Origin of the sequence: Cellulomonas cellasea, assembly GCF_030372105.1 — a bacterium.
Classification (GTDB): domain Bacteria; phylum Actinomycetota; class Actinomycetes; order Actinomycetales; family Cellulomonadaceae; genus Cellulomonas_A; species Cellulomonas_A cellasea_A.
Genome location: NZ_JAUDBQ010000004.1, coordinates 150,160 through 169,005 on the forward strand (window position 1 = coordinate 150,160; position 18,846 = coordinate 169,005).

Here is an 18,846-nt window from a genome sequence, read left to right on the forward strand (position 1 = left end):
GAGCCGGCCGCCGGGGGCAGCGGGGACGAGCAGGTGTCAGAGGCCGACCTGGTCCTCGAACGCGCCCTCTTCGATGCGCTGCTTGACCGTCATGAGGTAGCGCGACGCGTCGGCGCCGTCCACCAGGCGGTGATCGTAGGACAGCGACAGGTAGCACATCGACCGGATCGCGATGACCTCGGCGCCATCGGCGTCCGTCGTGACGACGGGCCGCTTGACGATGGTGCCGGTGCCCATGATGGCGGACGTGCCACCGGGGACGATCGGCGTGTCGAAGAGCGCGCCGCCCGAGCCGGTGTTCGTCACCGTGAAGGTCGCGCCGCTCAGCTCGTCGGGCTTGACCTTGTTGTCACGCGTGCGGGCCGCGAGGTCCGCGATCTTGCGGGCGATCCCGGCGAGGTTCATCCCGCCGGCGTCGCGGATCACGGGGACGAGCAGGCCACGCGGGGTGTCGACGGCGATGCCGACGTTCTCCTCGCCGTGGTACGTGATCTGGTTGCCCTCGAGCACCCCGTTGACCTTGGGGTGCGCCTTGAGGGCCTCCGTGGCCGCCAGCACGAAGAACGGCAGGAACGTGAGGTTGACGCCCTCACGAGCCTTGAAGTCGTTCTTGGCCTTCGCCCGGAGCCGCGCGACCTTCGTCACGTCGACCTCGATCACCGTGGTCAGCTGCGCCTGGCTGTGCAGGGCGTCGACCATGCGCTCGGCGATGATCTGGCGCAGGCGGCTGGCCTTCTCGGTGGTGCCACGCAGGGGCGACACCTCGACCGGGGCGGCAGCCTTGGCGGCGGCGGGAGCCGACGCGGCGGGCTTGGCCTCGGCGGCCTTCGCGGCCTCGGCGGCCTTGGCGGCAGCCTCGAGGACGTCCTCCTTGCGGATCCGGCCGCCGACGCCCGTGCCCGTGAGGGTGGCGATGTCGACGCCCTTCTCGGCCGCGAGCTTGCGGACGAGCGGCGTGAGGTACGTGCCCGCGGCGGCCGGAGCCGGAGCGGCCGGAGCCGGAGCGGCCGGAGCCGGAGCCGCCGGAGCCGGAGCGGCCGGAGCCGCAGGGGCTGCCGGAGCAGGCGCGGCGGCGGCCGGCTGGGCGGGAGCGGCCGGGGCCTCGGGGGCCGCAGCCGCCGGGGCTGCCTGCTCCGGGGCGGGAGCGGCCGCAGCGGAGCCCGAGCCGATGACGGCCAGCACGGCGCCGACCTCGACGGTCTCGTCCTCCTGGACCCGGATCTCCTGCAGGGTGCCCGCGAGGGGCGAGGGGATCTCGGTGTCGACCTTGTCCGTGGAGATCTCGAGCAGGGGCTCGTCGACCTCCACGGTGTCGCCGACGCTCTTCAGCCAGCGCGTGACGGTGCCCTCGGTGACGGACTCGCCGAGCGCGGGGAGGGTGACCTCCTCGCCGCCGGAGCCGCCCGCTGCGGGGGCCTCCGCAGCAGGCGCCTGCTCGGCGGCGGGCGCGGCCGGGGCCTGCTCCTGCGCGGGGGCGGGCTCAGCTGCGGCGGGCTCAGCGGCGGCGGGCTCGGGAGCCTGCTGCGCGGGCTCGGCCGCGGGGGCCGCGCCGTCGCCGGAGCCGATCACTGCCAGGTTGGCGCCGACCTCGACGGTCTCGTCCTCCTGGACCAGGATCTGCTCGAGCACGCCCGCGAAGGGCGAGGGGATCTCGGTGTCGACCTTGTCGGTCGAGATCTCGAGCAAGGGCTCGTCGACCTCGACGGTGTCGCCGACGTTCTTCAGCCAGCGGGTGACGGTGCCTTCGGTGACGGACTCGCCAAGGGCGGGGAGCTGCACGTTGTCAGACATGACCGCTCGTGTCTCCTTCGATTCGTGGGGTCAGTTGTGGGCGTGCAGCGGCTTGCCGGCGAGCGCGAGATGCGCCTCCCCGAGAGCCTCGTTCTGCGTGGGGTGTGCGTGGACCAGGTTGGCGACGTCCTCCGGGTAGGCCTCCCAGTTGACGATGAGCTGGCCCTCTCCGATGAGCTCGCCGACGCGGGCGCCGATCATGTGGACGCCGATGACGGGGCCGTCCTTCTGGCGGACCAGCTTGACGAACCCGGCGGTGCCGAGGATCTGGCTCTTGCCGTTGCCGCCGAGGTTGTACTCGAGGGTCTCGACCGCGTCAGCGCCGTGGATCTCCTTGGCCTTGGCCTCGGTGAGCCCGACGGAGGCGACCTCCGGGTCGGAGTAGGTGACGCGGGGGATGCCCGACTCGACGATCGGCTGCGGGTTGAGCCCGGCGATCTGCTCGGCGACGAAGATCCCCTGCGCGAACCCGCGATGCGCGAGCTGCAGGCCGGGGACGATGTCGCCGACGGCGTAGATGTTGCCGACGCCGGTGTGCAGGCGCTCGTCGGTGATGACGAAGCCGCGGTCGAGCGTCAGGCCCTGCTCCTCGTAGCCGAGGCCCGCGGTGACGGGGCCGCGGCCGACGGCCACCAGCAGGAGGTCGGCGTCGAAGGTCTTGCCGTCCTCGAGGGTGACGTGCACGCCGTTGTCGTCCTGCGTGACGCCCTGGAAGCGGACGCCCAGGTTGAAGCCGATGCCGCGCTTGCGGAACGCACGCTCGAACGCCTTGGACAGCGCCTCGTCCTCGTTGGGGACCAGGTGGGGGAGCGCCTCGATGATCGTGACGTCGGCGCCGAAGGAGCGCCACACGCTGGCGAACTCCGAGCCGATGACGCCGCCGCCGAGGATGATCGCGGAGCGCGGCACCCAGTCGAGCTGCAGGGCCTGGTCGGAGGTGATGACCCGGCCGCCGATGTCCAGGCCGGGGAGCGAGCGGGCGTAGGAGCCAGTGCCGAGGACGATGTTCTCGCCCGTGACGCGCTGGCCGTTGACCTCGACGGCGTTCTTGTCGACGAGCTTGCCGTAGCCCTCGAAGACGGTGATCTTGCGGGACTTGATCAGCCCCTGCAGGCCCTTGTACAGCCGGGCGACGACCGACTCCTTGTACTGGTTCACCCCCGCCATGTCGATGCCCTTGAGCTCGGTGTGCACACCGAAGTGGGCTCCGTCGCGGGCGTTGTCGGCGATCTCGGCGGCGTGCAGCAGCGCCTTGGTCGGGATGCAGCCGTTGTGCAGGCAGGTCCCGCCCAGCTTGCCGCCCTCGATCAGCGCCACGCTCTTGCCGAGCTGGGCTCCGCGAAGCGCAGCCGCATAGCCGCCGCTTCCTCCGCCCAGGACGACGATGTCGAAAGCGGTTCCGGTGGTGTCGGCCACGTGCAACTCCTCAGGTGCAGACGTGTAAATTCATGCTGTTCGGCGCCCATCTTGTCATCCCAGCGCATGGCGAACGAACCTGATCGGGCCTGATGCGTTGTGACGCTGGGAACATTCGTCCCATGTATGTCCGCCTTGTCGGGCTCACGATCCACATCTGTGACTGCGGGCACACCACAGGGAGCCCTCGACGCGACCAACGGCCCATCAGAGGGCGGGCGCGCGTGGTCGCGCCAAGCGCACGGTGCGCTGATGGTCAGGTCGGTACGCTGCCGCCATGGGTCTGTTCACACGCTGGCGTCGCGCTGGACGCAACACGACGCCGCCAGAGGCCGCTCCTGAGAAGGGGCGCGACCGCGAGCGGGCCACCATGGCGCACCTCGGGGACTTCGTGGCCACCCGGGTCGGCGTCGAGGCGTACGTCGAGCCGCAGACCAACGTCACGCAGACGACCGTGATGTTCATCGCCACTGACGGCGAGTGGACGCGGCGCCGCGTGCCCGACGCGAAGACCGCCTACGAGATCGCCCGCACGCTCGGCGTCCCCGTGTACGACGTGCAGCGCACCGGCTACCCGCAGCGCATGCGGGACTGGAACACCAGGCAGCGGATCGAGCGGCAACGCCGCAGGGGCCAGGCCTGACGGCGCGCGCAACCACCAGCACAGCAGAACGGCCCGGTCGGAATCCCGAGCGGGCCGTTCTGCTGTGCCGCGCCGGGAGCCCGGCGTGGTGAGGACTACTTCGCGCTGGCGGCCGCGCGCGCCTCGATGAGCGCGAGCAGCGTGCGCACGCCCACCCCCGTGCCGCCGACCGGCGTGTAGCCGTGCGGGGCCTTCTCGTTGAAGGAGGGGCCGGCGATGTCGAGGTGCGCCCACGGCGTGGAGCCGACGAACTCCTGCAGGAAGAGCCCGGCGCTGAGCATCCCGCCGAAGCGGTCGCCGATGTTCGCCAGGTCGGCGACCTTCGAGTTGAGCCCGGCGCGCAGCTCGGCCGGCATCGGCATCGGCCAGAACTGCTCGCCCGCGGCGTCGGCGGCGGCCACGACCTCGGCGCGCACGTCCTCCGAGCCCATCACCGCGGAGACCCGGTTGCCGAGGGCGACGATCTGCGCGCCCGTCAGAGTCGCGATGTCGAGGACGACGTCGGGCTTCTCCTCGACGGCGGCGGCGAGGCCGTCGGCCATGACCAGGCGGCCCTCGGCGTCGGTGTTCAGCACCTCGACGGTCTTGCCGCCACGGATGGTGATCACGTCGGACGGGCGCTGCGCGGTGCCCGACGGCATGTTCTCCGCGAGGCAGAGCCAGCCGGTGACGGCGACGGGCAGCTCGAGCTGCGCGGCGGCGAGCACCGTGTGCAGAACAGCCGCGGCGCCGGCCATGTCGGACTTCATGGCCTCCATGCCGGCCGCGGGCTTGATGGAGATGCCGCCCGAGTCGAACGTGATGCCCTTGCCGACCAGCGCCACCTTCGCGGCGGGCTTGCTCGGGGTGTAGGCGACCTTGACGAGGCGCGGGCCGCGCACCGAGCCCTGGCCGACGCCCGTGAGGCCGCCGTAGCCGCCGGCGGCGAGCGCCTTCTCGTCGAGCACCGTGATCTTCAGCGCGCTGCCACGGCCCGCCTCCTTGACCGCGGCCTTGGCGAGGTCGGCGAACGCGGCGGGGTACAGGTCGTTCGGCGCGGAGTTGACGAGGTCCCTGGTGGCGTGGACGGCCTCGGCGACGACCTCGGCGCGGGCCACTGCGGCCTTGACGGCCTTGTCCTTGGCCAGGGGCGTGACGACCTGGACCTCCGTGACGGGCGCGGACTTCTTGCTGGCCTCGGCGTCGCGGTACCGCGTGTAGGAGTAGGCGCCGAGCAGCGCGCCCTCGGTGACGGCCGTCAGGTGGGCGACGTCGTCGGCGGGCAGCGCGAGGGCCGCGGAAGCCGAGCCGGCGAGCTCGCGCACGGCGGCGCCGGCGGCGCGGCGGATGGTCTCCGCGTCGGGGGACTGCGCCGAGCCGACGCCCGTCAGGACGAGCAGCTTCGCGGCGATGCGGCCGCCGGTGGGCAGCTTGCGCACCTCGTCGACGGCGCCGGTGATGCCGAGCGGGCCGGCCACGGCCGTGATCTCGGCGCGCACCTCGGCGGGGAGCCAGTCGGCGTCCACGAGCCGGGGGCCGCTGTCGCCCTGGGCGACGGCGACGACCAGGGCGTCGACGGAGAGGAGTTCAGGGTTCTTGGAAGTCAGAGTCACTCGAGGCACATGCCGATGGTAGTCCGGAAGGCGGCGTGAGCCCGTGACGTTCGACCCGCCGGCCGTCCGGCCCCGCGCGCGCCCTCGCGGGGCGCGCGCGCCGGTACGGTGGGGCCTCGTGGTCGGCCCCCTCGCACTCGTCGTGATCGGAGCCGCGACCGTCCTCGCGGCGTGGGCGGCGTGGTTCGTCGTCCGTGACCGCGCGGTGATCCTGCGCCAGCTCTGGGGCGGCGCCGTCGTCGAGGGCCTGATGGTGCTGCAGGCGGTCGTCGCGCTGGTGCTGGTGCTGAACGGGACGGGCTCGCCCGAGCCGGGCACGTTCTGGGGCTACATCGTGGTGCAGCTGATGATCCTGCCCTTCGCCGCGGCGTGGGCGTTCGCGGAGCGCACCCGCTGGAGCTCGGTGGTGCTGCTGGTCGCCTGCCTGACCGCTGTGTTCTTGGAGTACCGACTGCTGCAGATCTGGATGGGTTGAGATGGGCATCACGCTGCCGGAGCAGACCACCCCCGTGCCGGGGAGCACGTCGTCAGGCCCGGGCCGGGCGCTCGTCGCCGTCTACGGGGTGTTCGCGCTGGCCGCGACCGCGCGGGCCGGCTTCCAGATCGCGACCAAGCTGGACGAGGCGCCACTGGCCTATCTGCTCTCGGGCCTGTCGGCAGTGGTCTACGTCGTCGCGACCCTCGCCCTGGCGAAGGGCACGCCGACGGCGCGCCGCGTCGCCTGGGCCGCGGTGGTGGTGGAGCTCGTCGGGGTGCTCGCCGTGGGCGCGCTGTCCCTGCTCGACGCGGGCGACTTCCCCGACGAGACGGTGTGGTCGGGGTTCGGGGCGGGCTACGGCTTCGTGCCGCTGGTGCTGCCGTTCCTCGGTGTCGCGTGGCTGTGGCACACCCGGCCGAGGCCCGCGTCGGCGGATTGAGCAGACTCCCGACCGTGACAATTTTCACAGCCGGTCGGGTTCTGCGTGCAGTGCCGGGACCCTGCGTGGGCGCCTCTCGCCCGTCGCCGCGTCGCGGTCGGGCGCACGGAGCCCAGCGTGGTCGGCGTGCGACGCCATGTGGCCTGCCCGGCCCGCGCCGCGCCCTGCGCCGGAGCCCTGCGCTGGGTCCGGGGCGGGGCTCCAGATGCCGATGATCACGCTGGTCGGGGCCCTGCGCGGAGGCAGTCCGCTGGTGTTCGCGCCGCACGAGACCTACCGCCTGAAGCACGGCGCCACAGCTCGAAGGCAGGCTCCGACGTCGAGGCCCGACGCTCCGCAAGGGGGGCAGGGGAGCGCCGGGCGATGGCCACGGTACCGCCCGCGGCGGGGGATCGGCCTGACCCGTGCACAGCCCGCGGCCGGGGCGCCTCGTGTGGCGAACACAGCGAGCGTCCCGCAGGATGGGTCGGCAACTTGACCCACCTCTCCAGGAGACATCGATGAGTGGACCGGACCTCTCGAGCGCGATCGCGGCTCCTCGGGCCGACGGCTCGGCGCACGACGCGTCGCCGATCTACGACGCCCTCGTGGGTGAGCTCGGCGACCCCACCCAGGCGGCTCCCGCCCCCAAGAGCGGCAAGCAGGCGCGGGGCTCGCGCGGCAAGTGACGCACACAGCGCGATGATCAGCAGGGGCCGCGGGGAATAATCCCTGGACGGTTCTTGCTGAGCACCCTGAGACTGGTGCTCCCGGTCTGCGCGGCGGTGTCAGCATCCCGCCGCGAAGGATCGGCCCGGACGTGGAGGACGCGCCCCTAGCGAGGGGTGGACGGACACGGTCCGGGTGGCTCGTCGCCGACAGCCCTCAACAAGGCCCAGGGCGGTTCAAGTCGCGTGTGAAGAGGACAAGCGGACGCGGTGGACGGCGACGTGCAGATGCTGACTGACGAGCCAGCGGCCCCGTAGGCGTTCTAGGACGCGTACGGGGCCGCTAGGCGTCGCATCTGCTCCACGTAGTGGCCCCCGAACAGCACCGCGTGCACCGCGACCGGATAGAGCTGGTGCAGGCCCATCCGTCGGCGGAGCCCGGGGCGCAGCGGATGCGCCTGCTGGTAGGCGGCGATGACGTCGTCCAGGTGGGGCAGCCCGAAGAGCGTGAGCATCGCTAGGTCGGCCTCCCGGTGGCCGCCGTGCGCGGCGGGGTCGATCAGGGTGGCGCCCTGCGGCGTCCACATGATGTTCCCGCCCCACAGGTCGCCATGCAGGCGCGCGGGCGTGTCGTCGTCGTCCCAGTCGCCACTGGCGAGGCGGGCGGCCACGGCGTCGAGCAGCCGCGTGTCGTCGGGCCCCAGCGCCCCGCGGCGGCTGCCCTGGCGGGCGATCGGCTCCAGCCGACAGTGCGCGTAGAACTCGCCCCAGGCGGCGAATCGCCCGGTGGGCATCGGCAGCGGGTCGGACATCGGGCCGAAGAAGCACTCCCCGGCCCACCCGTCAGGCGGGCTGCCGAACGCCGGGGCGCCGGCGTCATGCATCGCGGCCAGTCCCACGCCGAGGGCATGGGCGGCGGCACGAGACGGCGGGACTGAGGCGAGCCGCTCCAGGTCGAGGTGGCCCGGCCCGACGTCGACGACCCCCACCACCGGCACGGCGTCGGCCGCGCGCAGCCAGTCGAGCCCGGCCGCCTCGCAGGCGAAGAAGCCGGGCGGCGCATCCGCCCGCTGCTTGCGGAACACCTCGCGCACCCGCGCCTCCCGTACCGTCAATGCGTGACCCCTCAGACCGCGCGCCCCGACCTCGCCGTCCCGACGATCCTGCACGACGGCGTCGGCCGCACGCCCTCCGGCGCGCGCTGGCTCGAGGAGCTGCCCGCCCTCGTCGAGCGGGCCGCACGGCGCTGGGACCTCGCGCTGGGCGAGCCCTACCGGGACGGCGCCTCCGCCTGGACCGCCCCCGCGCGCACCGCGGCCGGCAGGGCCGTCGTGCTCAAGGTGGCGTTCCCCCATGACGAGGCCCGCCACGAGGCCGCCGCGCTGCGCGCCTGGGACGGGCACGGCACAGCGCGGCTGCTGGAGCACCACCCGCAGGACTGGGCGCTGCTGCTCGAGCAGGTGGCGCCCGGCACGGCGATGACGGCCGCCACCGCGCCCGCGTCCGAGTTGCTCGCCGCGGCGGCCAGGGGGCACCGCGAGCTCGTCACGGCACGAGCCGCGGGCGGCCTCGAGGACCTGCCGCAGATGGCGGAGGTGTGCCGCGCCTGGGCGCAGACCCTGCTCGACAGGGCGGGGCGGGCCGCGGTGGAGGGTGAGCTCGACGTGGATGGCAGCCTCGTCGGCCGCGCCCACGACCTGCTGCGCGAGCTGCCCGCGACGGCGCGGGAGACCGCCGTCGTGCACGGCGACTTCAACCCGGGCAACCTGCTACTTGGCGCGGACGGGCGGTGGGTCGCCATCGACCCCAAGCCCCTGTGGGGCGACCCCGCGTACGACCTGTGGCCGCTGCTCGAGCAGGTCGACCCGCCGTTCCGCTCCGCCGACCCGGCCGGCCTGCTGCGCGAGCGCACCGCACTCACCGCCGACGAGGCGGGTCTGGACCGCCGGCGCGTCATCCAGTGGGCGCTCGCCCGGTCCGTCGAGGGCGCGCTCTGGCGGTGGGACGAGCTCGGCGACCTCGCCGGCGCCCAACGCGAGCTGGACCAGGCGGCGGTGTGGGCCGCGCTCGCATGAGCGGCGCCCGAATCGGCTGACGCGCGGGCGCTCGGCCGACAGACTGGGGCAGACCCGACGCACCCACTCCATCGACCGCCAGGAGCCCCGCGATGAGGATCGGCATCCCGACCGAGGTCAAGAACCGCGAGTACCGCGTGGCCATCACGCCCGCAGGCGTCGACCAGCTCGTCACCGCGGGGCACGACGTCCTGGTGCAGGCGGGGGCGGGTGTCGGGTCGGCGATCTCCGACGACCTGTACGCCGACGCCGGCGCCCGCGTGGTCATGCGCGCCGCCGACGTGTGGGAGGACGCCGACCTGGTGTGCAAGGTCAAAGAGCCGGTGGCGTCCGAGTACGGGTTCCTGCGCGAGGACCTCGTGCTCTTCGCCTACCTGCACCTGGCCGCCGACCGGCCCACCACCGACGCCCTGCTCGCCTCCGGCGCCACGGCCATCGCCTACGAGACGGTACAGGCCGACGACGGGTCGCTGCCGCTGCTCGCCCCCATGAGCGAGGTCGCTGGGCGGCTCGCCGCGCAGGTCGGCGCGTACCACCTGATGAAGAGCGTCGGCGGGTCCGGCAAGCTCCTGGGCGGGGTGCCCGGCGTCGACGCGGCGAAGGTCCTGGTGATCGGCGGCGGGGTGGCGGGGCGCAACGCCGCGGAGATCGCGCGCGGGATGCGCGCCGACGTCACGGTGCTCGACGTGTCGGCGCGCCGCCTGCGGGAGCTCGACGTGCAGTTCCAAGGCTCGGTGCGCACGCTCGCCTCGAACGCCTACACCCTCGAGCGGGAGGTGGCGGACGCCGACCTGGTGATCGGCGCGGTGCTCGTCCCGGGCGCCCGGGCGCCGCAGCTCGTGACCACCGCGCTGATCAGCCGGATGCGGCCGGGCTCCGTGCTCGTCGACGTGGCCGTGGACCAGGGCGGCTGCTTCGAGCCCACCCGTCCGACCACCCACGACGAGCCCACGTACCGGGTGGGCGGGGCCGTGCTGTACGCCGTGGCGAACATGCCCGGCGTCGTCCCCGTCACCTCGACGCGGGCGCTCACCAACGCGACCCTGCCGTACCTGACAGCGCTCGCGGACCACGGGTGGCGGGCCGCGACCGCCGCCGATCCGACGCTCGCCGGCGGCCTGGTCACGCACGCCGGGCAGCTGCTGAGCCCCGAGGTCGCGGCGGCACACGGCTACACGGTCGCCGCGGCCCCCGGCCTGGCCGTCTGACGGCCCGGGCCCGCGCGAGGGCCTTCGCCCTGCCCGCGCGGGTCGGCGGAGCCGTCGCTATCGTCGGGTGACCGCCGGAACGAAAGGCGCCTCCATGGCGATGCAGCGTCGCGTCAAGACCATCGAGCAGGCCATCGCGGAGACAGACGACCCCGGCCACCAGCTCAAACACGAGCTGCGGACGATCGACCTGATCTCCTTCGGCATCGGCGTGATCATCGGCACGGGCATCTTCGTGCTCACCGGCCAGCAGGCCGCCGTCAACGCCGGCCCCGCGGTGACGATCTCGTTCCTGCTCGCGGGGATCACCTGCGGGTTCGCGGCCCTCTGCTACGCGGAGCTCGCATCGAGCGTCCCGGTGGCGGGCAGCGCCTACTCCTACTCCTACGCGACACTCGGCGAGGTGATCGCGTGGATCATCGGCTGGGACCTGCTGCTCGAGCTCATGCTCGGGGCGGCCGTCGTCGCGCGGGGCTGGTCGGCCTACCTGCAGACCCTGCTGGGCCTGCCGACGTGGATGGCCGGCGCGGACGCGCAACCGGACTTCGCGGCAGCGGCGATCGTCGTGGCGCTCACGGCGCTGCTGCTGCTGGGCGCCAAGGACGCGGGGCGGTTCACGGGAGCGCTCGTGGTGGTCAAGCTCGCGGTCATCCTCATCGTGATCGTGGTGGGGCTGCGGTACATCGACACCGCCAACTACCGGCCGTTCATCCCCCCGGCGGAGGAGCTCCCGCCGGGGAGCGCGGACGTGCTGCGGCAGCCGATCGTGCAAGCGGTCCTCGGCCTCGAGCCGACGGCCTACGGCGTGTACGGCATCCTCGCGGCGGCGTCAGTCGTCTTCTTCTCCTACATCGGCTTCGACATCGTCGCGACGACCGCCGAGGAGACGCGGAACCCGCAGAAGGACATGCCCCGCGGCATCCTCGGCTCGCTGGCGATCTGCACGGTGCTGTACATGGCGGTGGCGGCGACGATCACCGGGATGGTCCCGTACAAGGAGCTCAACGACGCGGACCCGCTGGCGCAGGCGTTCGAGACCCTGGGCGTCACCTGGGCGGCCAAGCTGGTCGCGCTGGGCGCGGTGGTGGGGATCACGACGGTGATCCTCGTGCTCATGCTGGGGCAGTCCCGTGTGCTGTTCGCGATGGCCCGCGACCGGCTGGTGCCCGAGCGCCTCGCCCGGGTGAACAAGCACGGCGCCCCGTCGACGATCACTGTGCTGATCGGCCTGGGGGTGGTCGCGCTGGCCGCGTTCGTGCCGCTCAGCGAGCTGTCCGAGCTGGTGAGCATCGGGACCCTCTTCGCGTTCACCGTGGTGTGCGTCGCCGTCCCGATCCTGCGCCGCACCCGGCCGGACCTGCACCGGCCGTTCCGCACGCCGTGGGTGCCGCTCGTGCCCATCCTCGGTGTGCTGACGTGTGTGTGGCTGATGCTCAACCTTCCCGTCGAGACGTGGCTGCGGTTCGTGGCCTGGATGGCCATCGGCTTCGTGATCTACCTCGCCTACGGCAGGCGGCACAGCAGGCTGGCGCCCGGGGTCCCGCCGTCGGAGGCGCCCGGGGCCCTCAAGACGCCTCCCGGCTGAGGGGAGCGGTTGCGGTGTCGGACCCGGGTGGGACGCTGCCGAGATGACGCTGACCCAGTACTACGTGGCCGCCAGCATGGACGGCCACATCGCCGACGAGCAGGGCTCCCTGGACTGGCTGTTCCAGTTCAACGACGCGGAGGGCGTGGGCGAGCACTACCAGGCGTTCATGGCCGACGTGGGCGCGATCGCCATGGGGGCGACCACCTACGAGTTCCTCCTCGGGGAGGCGGCATGGCCGTACCCCGGCCTGCGCACGGCGGTGTTCACACACCGGGAGCTGCGGCTGTTCCCTGATGCCGACATCGAGTTGACCAGCGACGACGTGGGCGACGTGCATGCCCGCCTGGTCGAGGCCGCCGCCGGGCGGAACGTGTGGCTGGTGGGCGGCGGCGGGCTCGTCGCGCAATTCGCCGAGCGTGGGCTGCTCGACGAGATCTGGCTCGGGATCGCGCCTGTGGTGCTGGGCGGCGGATCGCCGCTGCTCCCCGCGCGGCTGCCCGGCACATGGGAGCTGCGGGACGTCCAGCGGCTCGGCAGCTCGTTCATGGAGCTGCGCTACGGCCGGGGTCCGCAGGAGGCTTAACGCAGACGCAGACGCAGACGCAGACGCAGTGTGCCGCCGCCGGTGCGGATAGCGTCAGCGCATGGCAGACGCGTTGGTGCTGGGCGGCAGCGGGCAGATCGGGCAGGCGGCCGTGGGGGCCTTGCTCGCCGACGGGTGGGACGTCCGCGTCCTGTGCCGGGGCTCGGGCGACCACGTCGAGCGGGTCCGCGCCTGGGGCGCCGAGCCGGTGCTGGGCGACCGCCGCGACCCGGCCGCGTTGGACCGCGCCCTGGGCGCCGGGGTCGACGTGCTGGTCGACGTGATCGCCTACGACGACCGCGACGCCGCCCAGGTGCTCGCGCACCGGGACCGGGTGGGATCGGCCGTGGTGGTCTCCAGTGCCGCCGTCTACGCGGACGGCGCCGGGCGCTCCCTCGAGACAGACGAGTTCCCCGACCTGCCCGATCCGGTGGGCGAGGGGCAGGCGACAGTCGCCCCTGGCCGCACGGGCTATGCCGCCGGCAAGGCGGCGCTGGAACAGGCGTGGCTGGGCCAGCCCGACGTGCCGGTCACCGTGCTGCGGCCCGGCGCGATCCACGGCCCCGGCTGCGTGCAGCCCCGCGAGTGGACGTTCGTGAAGCGCGCGCTCGACGGGCGCGCCGTGCGCGTGGTGGCCCACAACGGCGAGAGCCGGTTCCACACCACCTCCGGCGCCGTGCTGGGCGAGCTCGTGCGGTTGGCCGCCGCCGCACCCGGGACGCGTGTGCTGAACGCCGCCGACCCGCAGGCGCTCACCGTCGCGGAGATCGGCGCGGTGGTGCACGCCGCGATGGGGCACGAGGCCGAGACCGTGCCGCTCAGCGGGCCGCCGCGCGGCAACGTGGGCCTGACGCCGTGGGCCGTGCCGAGGCCGGTGGTGCTGGACATGACGGCCGCCGCCCGGGAGCTCGGCTACACCGCGCCCGGCGGATATGAGCAGACCGTCGAGGCGGCGATCGAGTGGCTCCTCGCGGCCGCCGCGCGCGAGGACTGGCGCACCGCGTTCCCCGGCGTGGCGCGCATGGAGGCCGGGCGCGACTTCTTCGACTACGCCGCCGAGGACGCCCACCTGGCGCGCGCCGCACGCTGAGCGATCCCCGCGTCGGGAATGATGGCCGGCATGACGATCGACCTCGACCCGGCCAACCCCTTCGCCACCCCGTCCACGCTGCCGTACGGCCTGCCGGACTTCTCCCGCATCCGGGAGGAGCACTTCCTGCCGGCGATGCTCGCGGGGATGGCCCAGCAGCGGGCCGAGATCGAGCAGATCGCCACCGACCCCGCCGCGCCCACCCCGGAGAACACGCTGGAGGCGCTGGAGCGCTCCGGGCGGCTCCTGCACCGCGCGGCCACGGCGTTCTTCAACCAGTCGAGCTCCGACTCCACCCCCGGCCTCGAGGCCATCGAGGAGGAGGTGGCGCCCCTGCTGGCCGCCCACGCGGACGCCCTGTACCTCGACGCGCGGATCTTCGCCCGGCTCGAGGCACTGCACCAGGCCGTCGAGTCCGGAGATCTCACGCTGGAGCCGGACACCGCCTGGCTGCTGCACCGCCAGCGCACGGCGTTCATCCGTGCGGGCATCGGCCTGGACGCCGAGTCCCAGGACCAGCTGCGCGCGCTCAACGCGGAGATCACGTCGCTGGAGACGGCCTTCGGCCGCAAGCTGCTGGCCGGCGCCAATGTCGCGGCGGTGCTGGTGACGGACGAGCGCGAGCTCGACGGGCTCTCGTCCGACGCCCGCGCCGCCGCCGCCCAGGCCGCGACGGACCGTGGCCACGAGGGCGCCTGGCTCATCGAGCTGCAGCTGCCCACCCAGCAGGCCCCGCTGGCCGTGCTGCGGGACCGCGCGCTGCGCGAGCGGCTGCACACGGCATCCGTGACACGTGGCGCCACCGGCGACGACCACGACACCCGCGCCACGGTGCTCGCCCTCGTGCGGCTGCGCGCCGAGCGGGCCCGCCTGCTGGGTTATGAGCACCACGCCGCCTACATCGCCGAGGACGCCACCGCGAAGACCTCCGCGGCGGCCACGGGCATCCTGACCCAGCTCGCGCCCGCCGCCGTCGCGAACGCCCGCGCCGAGGCGGCCGACCTGCAGGCCGCCCTGGAGCGCGACGTGCCCGGCGCCGAGCTCGAGGCATGGGACTGGGCGTACTACGCCGAGCAGGTGCGCAAGGAGCGCCGCTCGCTCGACGACTCGCTGCTGCGGCCCTACCTCGAGCTGGAGCGTGTGCTGCACGACGGGGTCTTCCGCGCGGCCACCGAGCTCTACGGCATCCGGTTCACCGAGCGCGCCGACCTCAAGGGCTACCACCCCGACGTGCGCGTCTTCGAGGTCTTCGAGGAGGACGGCACGGCGCTGGGGCTGTTCCTCGGCGACTTCTGGACCCGCGAGTCCAAGCGCGGCGGGGCCTGGATGAACAACCTGGTGGACCAGTCCCACCTGCTGGGCGAGAAGCCCGTGGTGGTCAACAACCTCAACATCCCCAAGCCCCCGGCGGGCGAGCCGACACTGCTCGCCTGGGACGAGGTCATCACGATGTTCCACGAGTTCGGCCACGCACTGCACGGGCTGTTCTCGGATGTGCGGCACCCATCGCAGTCCGGCACCGAGGTGCCCCGGGACTTCGTGGAGTACCCGTCGCAGGTCAACGAGATGTGGGCGTGGGAGCCGTCGATCTTGCGCGCGTACGCCGTGCACCACGTCACCGGCGAGCCGATGCCCCAGGAGTGGGTCGACACCATGCTGGCCTCGCGGCTCGACAACGAGGGCTTCGCCACCACCGAGTACCTGGCCGCGGCGCTGCTGGACCAGGCCTGGTACCAGTTGGCGCCGCAGGACGTGCCGACCGACGCCGAGGACGTCGTGCCCTTCGAGGCCGCGGCGCTCGAGCGCGCCGGCGTGGCGTTCGAGCCGGTGCCCCCGCGCTACCGCACCACGTACTTCAACCACGTGTTCGGGGGCGGGTACTCCGCGGGCTACTACTCGTACATCTGGTCGGAGGTGCTCGACGCGGACACGGTGACGTGGTTCGAGGAGAACGGCGGCCTCAGCCGCGAGAACGGCGAGCGGTTCCGTCGCACGCTGCTCGCGCGCGGCGGCTCGGGCGACCCGATGGACGCGTTCCGGGAGCTGCGCGGCCGCGACCCGGAGATCACCCCGCTGCTCGCGCGGCGCGGCCTGCTCGCGGCGGCGTCGGCCTCGACCGACTGAGCGGGGGTCGGGCGCGGGAGTCCACCGGGTGGCAGGAGCCTGACCTGGTGATCCGCCGACGGGTACGGTGAGGGGCATGTCCGCAGGTGATGACCGTGCCTCGTCCACCGCGCCCGTCGGCGCCCCCGCTGCCTCAGGCGGCCACCCGACCGCCGCTGACGAGGTCGTCCGCATCTGCCAAGAGCTGATCCGGATCGACACGTCGAACTACGGCGACGGGTCCGGGCCGGGGGAGCGCGCCGCGGCGGAGTACGTCATGGGGCTGCTGACCGAGGTCGGGCTGGACCCTGAGTACTTCGAGAGCGAGCCGGGCAGGGCCAATGTCGTGGTGCGGCTCGAGGGGCGCGACCGGGAGCGTCCGGCGCTCGTGCTGCACGGGCACCTGGACGTGGTCCCGGCGCAGGCCTCCGACTGGTCGGTGGACCCGTTCGGCGGTGAGGAGCGCGACGGCCTGATCTGGGGCCGCGGCGCCGTGGACATGAAGGACATGGACGCGATGATGATCGCCGTCGTGCGGCAGATGGCCCGCGAGGGCCGCAAGCCCGCACGGGACGTGGTGCTCGCGTTCTTCGCCGACGAGGAGGCCGGTGGCGTCAAGGGCGCCCGGTGGGCTGTGGACCACCGCCCCGACCTGTTCGAGGGCGCCACCGAGGCGATCAGCGAGGTCGGCGGATTCTCCGTCGAGGTCGACGGCCGCCGGGCCTACCTGCTGCAGACCGCCGAGAAGGGCATCGGCTGGCTGCGCCTGGTCGCCGACGGCCGGGCCGGCCACGGCAGCCAGGTCAACCACGACAACGCCGTCACGCACCTCGCCGCGGCCGTGGCGCGCATCGGACAGCACCCGTGGCCGCTGGCCCTGACGCCCACGGTGGAGCGGCTGCTGCGCGGCGTCGCGGACCTCACCGGGCTCCCGTTCGACCCGTACGACCCGCAGACCGTCGACCGGCTGGTGCGGGCGCTCGGCCCCGCGTCGCGATTCGTCGGCGCGACGCTGCGGAACACCGCGAACCCCACCCAGCTCACCGCCGGGTACAAGGCGAACGTCATCCCCGGCCGCGCCGAGGCCGTCATCGACGGGCGTTTCCTGCCCGGGCACGAGGCCCAGCTCATGTCGACCCTCCACGAGCTGGCCGGGCCGGAGGTGCGGATCGAGGTGCTGCACCGCGACGTGGCGCTGGAGGTCCCGTTCGAGGGCGACCTCGTGGACGCGATGACGGCGGCGCTGCTCGCGGAGGACCCGGGCGCCGCGGTGCTTCCGTACACGCTCTCGGGCGGCACCGACAACAAGTCGCTGTCGGTGCTCGGCATCACCGGTTACGGCTTCGCCCCGCTCCGGCTGCCCTCCTCGCTGGACTTCTCCTCGATGTTCCACGGCGTGGACGAGCGGGTCCCGGCCGACGCGCTGCGGTTCGGGGTGCGGGTCCTCGACCGGCTGCTCCAGACGGCCTGACCGGGAAGCCGCTCAGCCGAGGTCGGGCACCAAGTCGAGCGTGCTGCGCACCCGGATGATCTTGCGCCGGAGCCATACCTTGCGCTCGCCACCGGCGTAGAGGCGGGTGCGTGCCAGCTCCCACCGGCCGTACTCGGCCTCCTCCGTCAGCCTCCTGCGGGTGTCGCCGCGGCTGACGGTGCCCGGGAACGTGAGCACCCGGTACTCGAACTGCGCTGCGGGCGTGTTCCTCGCCCGCTGGACGGGACGTCCTGTGTGACTGTCGGCCATCCGCCACCACCGTTCTCCTGACAGACCGGGACAACGCCGACTGGCCCCGGTTGATTCAGTGCCATTGTGCACGGCTCGGCGCTACCGTCGTGGCATGACCGCCGACCCCCGTGCCGCGCTTGACCGCTTGATCGCCGCCCTCGAAGCCCACTACCTCGCCGTGACCACCCGGCGTGGCGAGGACGACCCAGCAGTGGACGACGCGTACGACATCCTCGCCGACGCCTTCGAGGTGTACGACGACGCGTTGGCGACCGTGCACGGCGAGGCGACGCCGTTCGACCTCGCGGACGACGAAGACGACGACGACGACGATGACGATGACGACGACTTCGACGAGGAGGGCGACGCCCCGCACGCCGCCGACGACGACGAGTACGACGACCTGGACGACCTGGTCGACGGATCGGCCCGCCAGGACCAGTGACCGGCGGGTGTGAGGGTCAGCGGCGCTCGGGATAGCCCAGGTCGGGCGCGCTGACCTCGTCCAGGGCACGGAGGATCTCCGGCGGCAGCTGGACGTCCTCCGCGGCCAACGAGGCGCGGAGCTGCGCGGCGGTGCGCGCGCCGACAATCGCCGACGACACCTGGGCCCGCACCCGCAGCCACGCCAGCGCCACGTCGAGGGGGCTGCGGTCCAGGCCCTGTGCGGCGATCGCCACAGCCTCCACGACCGCGAGCGAGTCGGCGCCCAGGTAGGGCTCGACGAAGCCCGCCAGGTGCGGGGACGCGGCACGCGAGTCCGCGGGGATCGTGCGGCGGTACTTGCCCGTCAGCACCCCGCGACCCAGCGGCGACCAGGCGAGCACCCCGACGCCCAGATCAGCGGCGGCGGGGAGCACCTCGCGTTCGATGCCGCGCTGCAGCAGCGAGTACTCCGCCTCGACGGCGGCCAGGCCCACGTCGTCGCCCAGCAGCGTGGCCGCGCGCGCCACCTGCCATCCGGCGTGGTTCGACAGCCCGACGTACCGGGCCCGCCCGCTCGTGACGGCGAGCCGCAGCGCGGAGACCGTCTCCGTGAGCGGCGTGCGCGGATCGGGCGTCTGCACCAGCCACAGGTCCACGTGGTCGGTGCGCAGCCGCGCGAGGGAGGCGTCCAGCGTGGTCAGCAGCCCGCCACGGGACGCGTCGACGACGCCCCCGGACGCGGTGCGCCGCACGCCGGCCTTGGTGCACAGCACCACGTCCTCGCGGGCCACCACGTCGCCGAGCAGCGAGCCGATCAGCTCCTCCGCGCCGCCGTCGGCGTATGAGGCCGAGGTGTCCACCAGCGTGCCGCCCGCGTCGACGAAGTCGCGGAGCTGCTCGCGGGCCTCGTGCTCGTCGGTGTCCCGGCTCCAGGTCAGGGTGCCCAGGCCGAGGTGAGAGACGCGAAGACCCGTGCGGCCGACCTGGCGCTGTTCCATGAGGCGCAAGGGTAATCGGGGAGTCGTCGTCGGGGGGGCTATCGTT

18 protein-coding genes are annotated in these 18,846 nt (G+C 73.3%); 12 read left to right on the forward strand and 6 right to left on the reverse strand.

The window, feature by feature from the left end; translation table 11 throughout:
- Positions 1-36: 36 nt before the first annotated feature.
- Both sucB and lpdA read right to left on the reverse strand, forming a co-directional pair.
- Entirely contained in the window at positions 37-1,791 is a 1,755-nt protein-coding gene (gene sucB, locus QUV83_RS05675; RefSeq protein WP_289563210.1) for a 2-oxoglutarate dehydrogenase, E2 component, dihydrolipoamide succinyltransferase, read from the reverse strand.
- Between the two features lie 30 nt (positions 1,792-1,821).
- Positions 1,822-3,207 carry a dihydrolipoyl dehydrogenase gene (gene lpdA, locus QUV83_RS05680; RefSeq protein WP_289563211.1) on the reverse strand — a complete coding sequence of 462 codons (1,386 nt, stop codon included), beginning with the start codon at positions 3,205-3,207 and terminating at the stop codon, positions 1,822-1,824.
- A gap of 277 nt (positions 3,208-3,484) precedes the next feature.
- Between lpdA and QUV83_RS05685 the strand changes: the two genes are divergently transcribed.
- Complete coding sequence (locus QUV83_RS05685) at positions 3,485-3,850, forward strand: oxidoreductase (RefSeq protein WP_289563212.1); 366 nt, start codon at positions 3,485-3,487, stop codon at positions 3,848-3,850.
- A 95-nt stretch (positions 3,851-3,945) separates the two neighbouring features.
- On the opposite strand, the gene QUV83_RS05690 is transcribed toward QUV83_RS05685, so the two are convergent.
- A complete protein-coding gene (locus QUV83_RS05690; RefSeq protein WP_289563213.1) occupies positions 3,946-5,451 on the reverse strand; it encodes a leucyl aminopeptidase in 1,506 nt (501 codons plus the stop codon).
- 109 nt (positions 5,452-5,560) lie between these two features.
- Between QUV83_RS05690 and QUV83_RS05695 the strand changes: the two genes are divergently transcribed.
- From QUV83_RS05695 to QUV83_RS05705, 3 genes are all read left to right on the forward strand, one after another.
- A complete protein-coding gene (locus tag QUV83_RS05695; protein WP_289563214.1) occupies positions 5,561-5,917 on the forward strand; it encodes a hypothetical protein in 357 nt (118 codons plus the stop codon).
- A gap of 1 nt (position 5,918) precedes the next feature.
- Positions 5,919-6,359, forward strand: coding sequence for a hypothetical protein (locus tag QUV83_RS05700; RefSeq protein ID WP_289563216.1), 441 nt, complete (start codon positions 5,919-5,921; stop codon positions 6,357-6,359).
- Between the two features lie 500 nt (positions 6,360-6,859).
- Positions 6,860-7,027 (forward strand): hypothetical protein, encoded by a 168-nt coding sequence (locus tag QUV83_RS05705; RefSeq protein WP_289563217.1) that lies wholly within the window; start codon positions 6,860-6,862, stop codon positions 7,025-7,027.
- 302 nt (positions 7,028-7,329) lie between these two features.
- On the opposite strand, the gene QUV83_RS05710 is transcribed toward QUV83_RS05705, so the two are convergent.
- Complete coding sequence (locus tag QUV83_RS05710; RefSeq protein ID WP_289563218.1) at positions 7,330-8,121, reverse strand: fructosamine kinase family protein; 792 nt, start codon at positions 8,119-8,121, stop codon at positions 7,330-7,332.
- 3 nt (positions 8,122-8,124) lie between these two features.
- On the opposite strand from QUV83_RS05710, the gene QUV83_RS05715 reads away from it, so the two are divergent.
- The 7 genes from QUV83_RS05715 to QUV83_RS05745 all read left to right on the forward strand — a co-directional run bounded on the left by QUV83_RS05715 (position 8,125) and on the right by QUV83_RS05745 (position 17,124).
- Positions 8,125-9,081 carry an aminoglycoside phosphotransferase family protein gene (locus QUV83_RS05715; RefSeq protein ID WP_289563220.1) on the forward strand — a complete coding sequence of 319 codons (957 nt, stop codon included), beginning with the start codon at positions 8,125-8,127 and terminating at the stop codon, positions 9,079-9,081.
- 92 nt (positions 9,082-9,173) lie between these two features.
- A complete protein-coding gene (gene ald / locus QUV83_RS05720) occupies positions 9,174-10,289 on the forward strand; it encodes an alanine dehydrogenase (protein WP_289563221.1) in 1,116 nt (371 codons plus the stop codon).
- 94 nt (positions 10,290-10,383) lie between these two features.
- Entirely contained in the window at positions 10,384-11,874 is a 1,491-nt protein-coding gene (locus tag QUV83_RS05725; RefSeq protein ID WP_289563222.1) for an APC family permease, read from the forward strand.
- Positions 11,875-11,917: 43 nt separating this feature from the next.
- The gene (locus tag QUV83_RS05730; protein WP_289563223.1) at positions 11,918-12,460 is read left to right on the forward strand and encodes a dihydrofolate reductase family protein; all 543 of its coding nucleotides are present in this window, start codon (positions 11,918-11,920) and stop codon (positions 12,458-12,460) included.
- Between the two features lie 61 nt (positions 12,461-12,521).
- A complete protein-coding gene (locus QUV83_RS05735; RefSeq protein ID WP_289563224.1) occupies positions 12,522-13,550 on the forward strand; it encodes an NAD-dependent epimerase/dehydratase family protein in 1,029 nt (342 codons plus the stop codon).
- A 21-nt stretch (positions 13,551-13,571) separates the two neighbouring features.
- Positions 13,572-15,674 (forward strand): M3 family metallopeptidase, encoded by a 2,103-nt coding sequence (locus QUV83_RS05740; protein ID WP_289563225.1) that lies wholly within the window; start codon positions 13,572-13,574, stop codon positions 15,672-15,674.
- Between the two features lie 76 nt (positions 15,675-15,750).
- Positions 15,751-17,124, forward strand: coding sequence for a M20/M25/M40 family metallo-hydrolase (locus QUV83_RS05745; protein ID WP_289563226.1), 1,374 nt, complete (start codon positions 15,751-15,753; stop codon positions 17,122-17,124).
- A gap of 12 nt (positions 17,125-17,136) precedes the next feature.
- On the opposite strand, the gene QUV83_RS05750 is transcribed toward QUV83_RS05745, so the two are convergent.
- Positions 17,137-17,394 (reverse strand): DUF5703 family protein, encoded by a 258-nt coding sequence (locus QUV83_RS05750; RefSeq protein WP_289563228.1) that lies wholly within the window; start codon positions 17,392-17,394, stop codon positions 17,137-17,139.
- Between the two features lie 94 nt (positions 17,395-17,488).
- On the opposite strand from QUV83_RS05750, the gene QUV83_RS05755 reads away from it, so the two are divergent.
- Positions 17,489-17,821, forward strand: coding sequence for a primosomal protein (locus QUV83_RS05755; RefSeq protein WP_289563229.1), 333 nt, complete (start codon positions 17,489-17,491; stop codon positions 17,819-17,821).
- 16 nt (positions 17,822-17,837) lie between these two features.
- On the opposite strand, the gene QUV83_RS05760 is transcribed toward QUV83_RS05755, so the two are convergent.
- The gene (locus QUV83_RS05760; protein WP_289563230.1) at positions 17,838-18,800 is read right to left on the reverse strand and encodes an aldo/keto reductase; all 963 of its coding nucleotides are present in this window, start codon (positions 18,798-18,800) and stop codon (positions 17,838-17,840) included.
- Between the last annotated feature and the right edge of the window lie 46 nt (positions 18,801-18,846).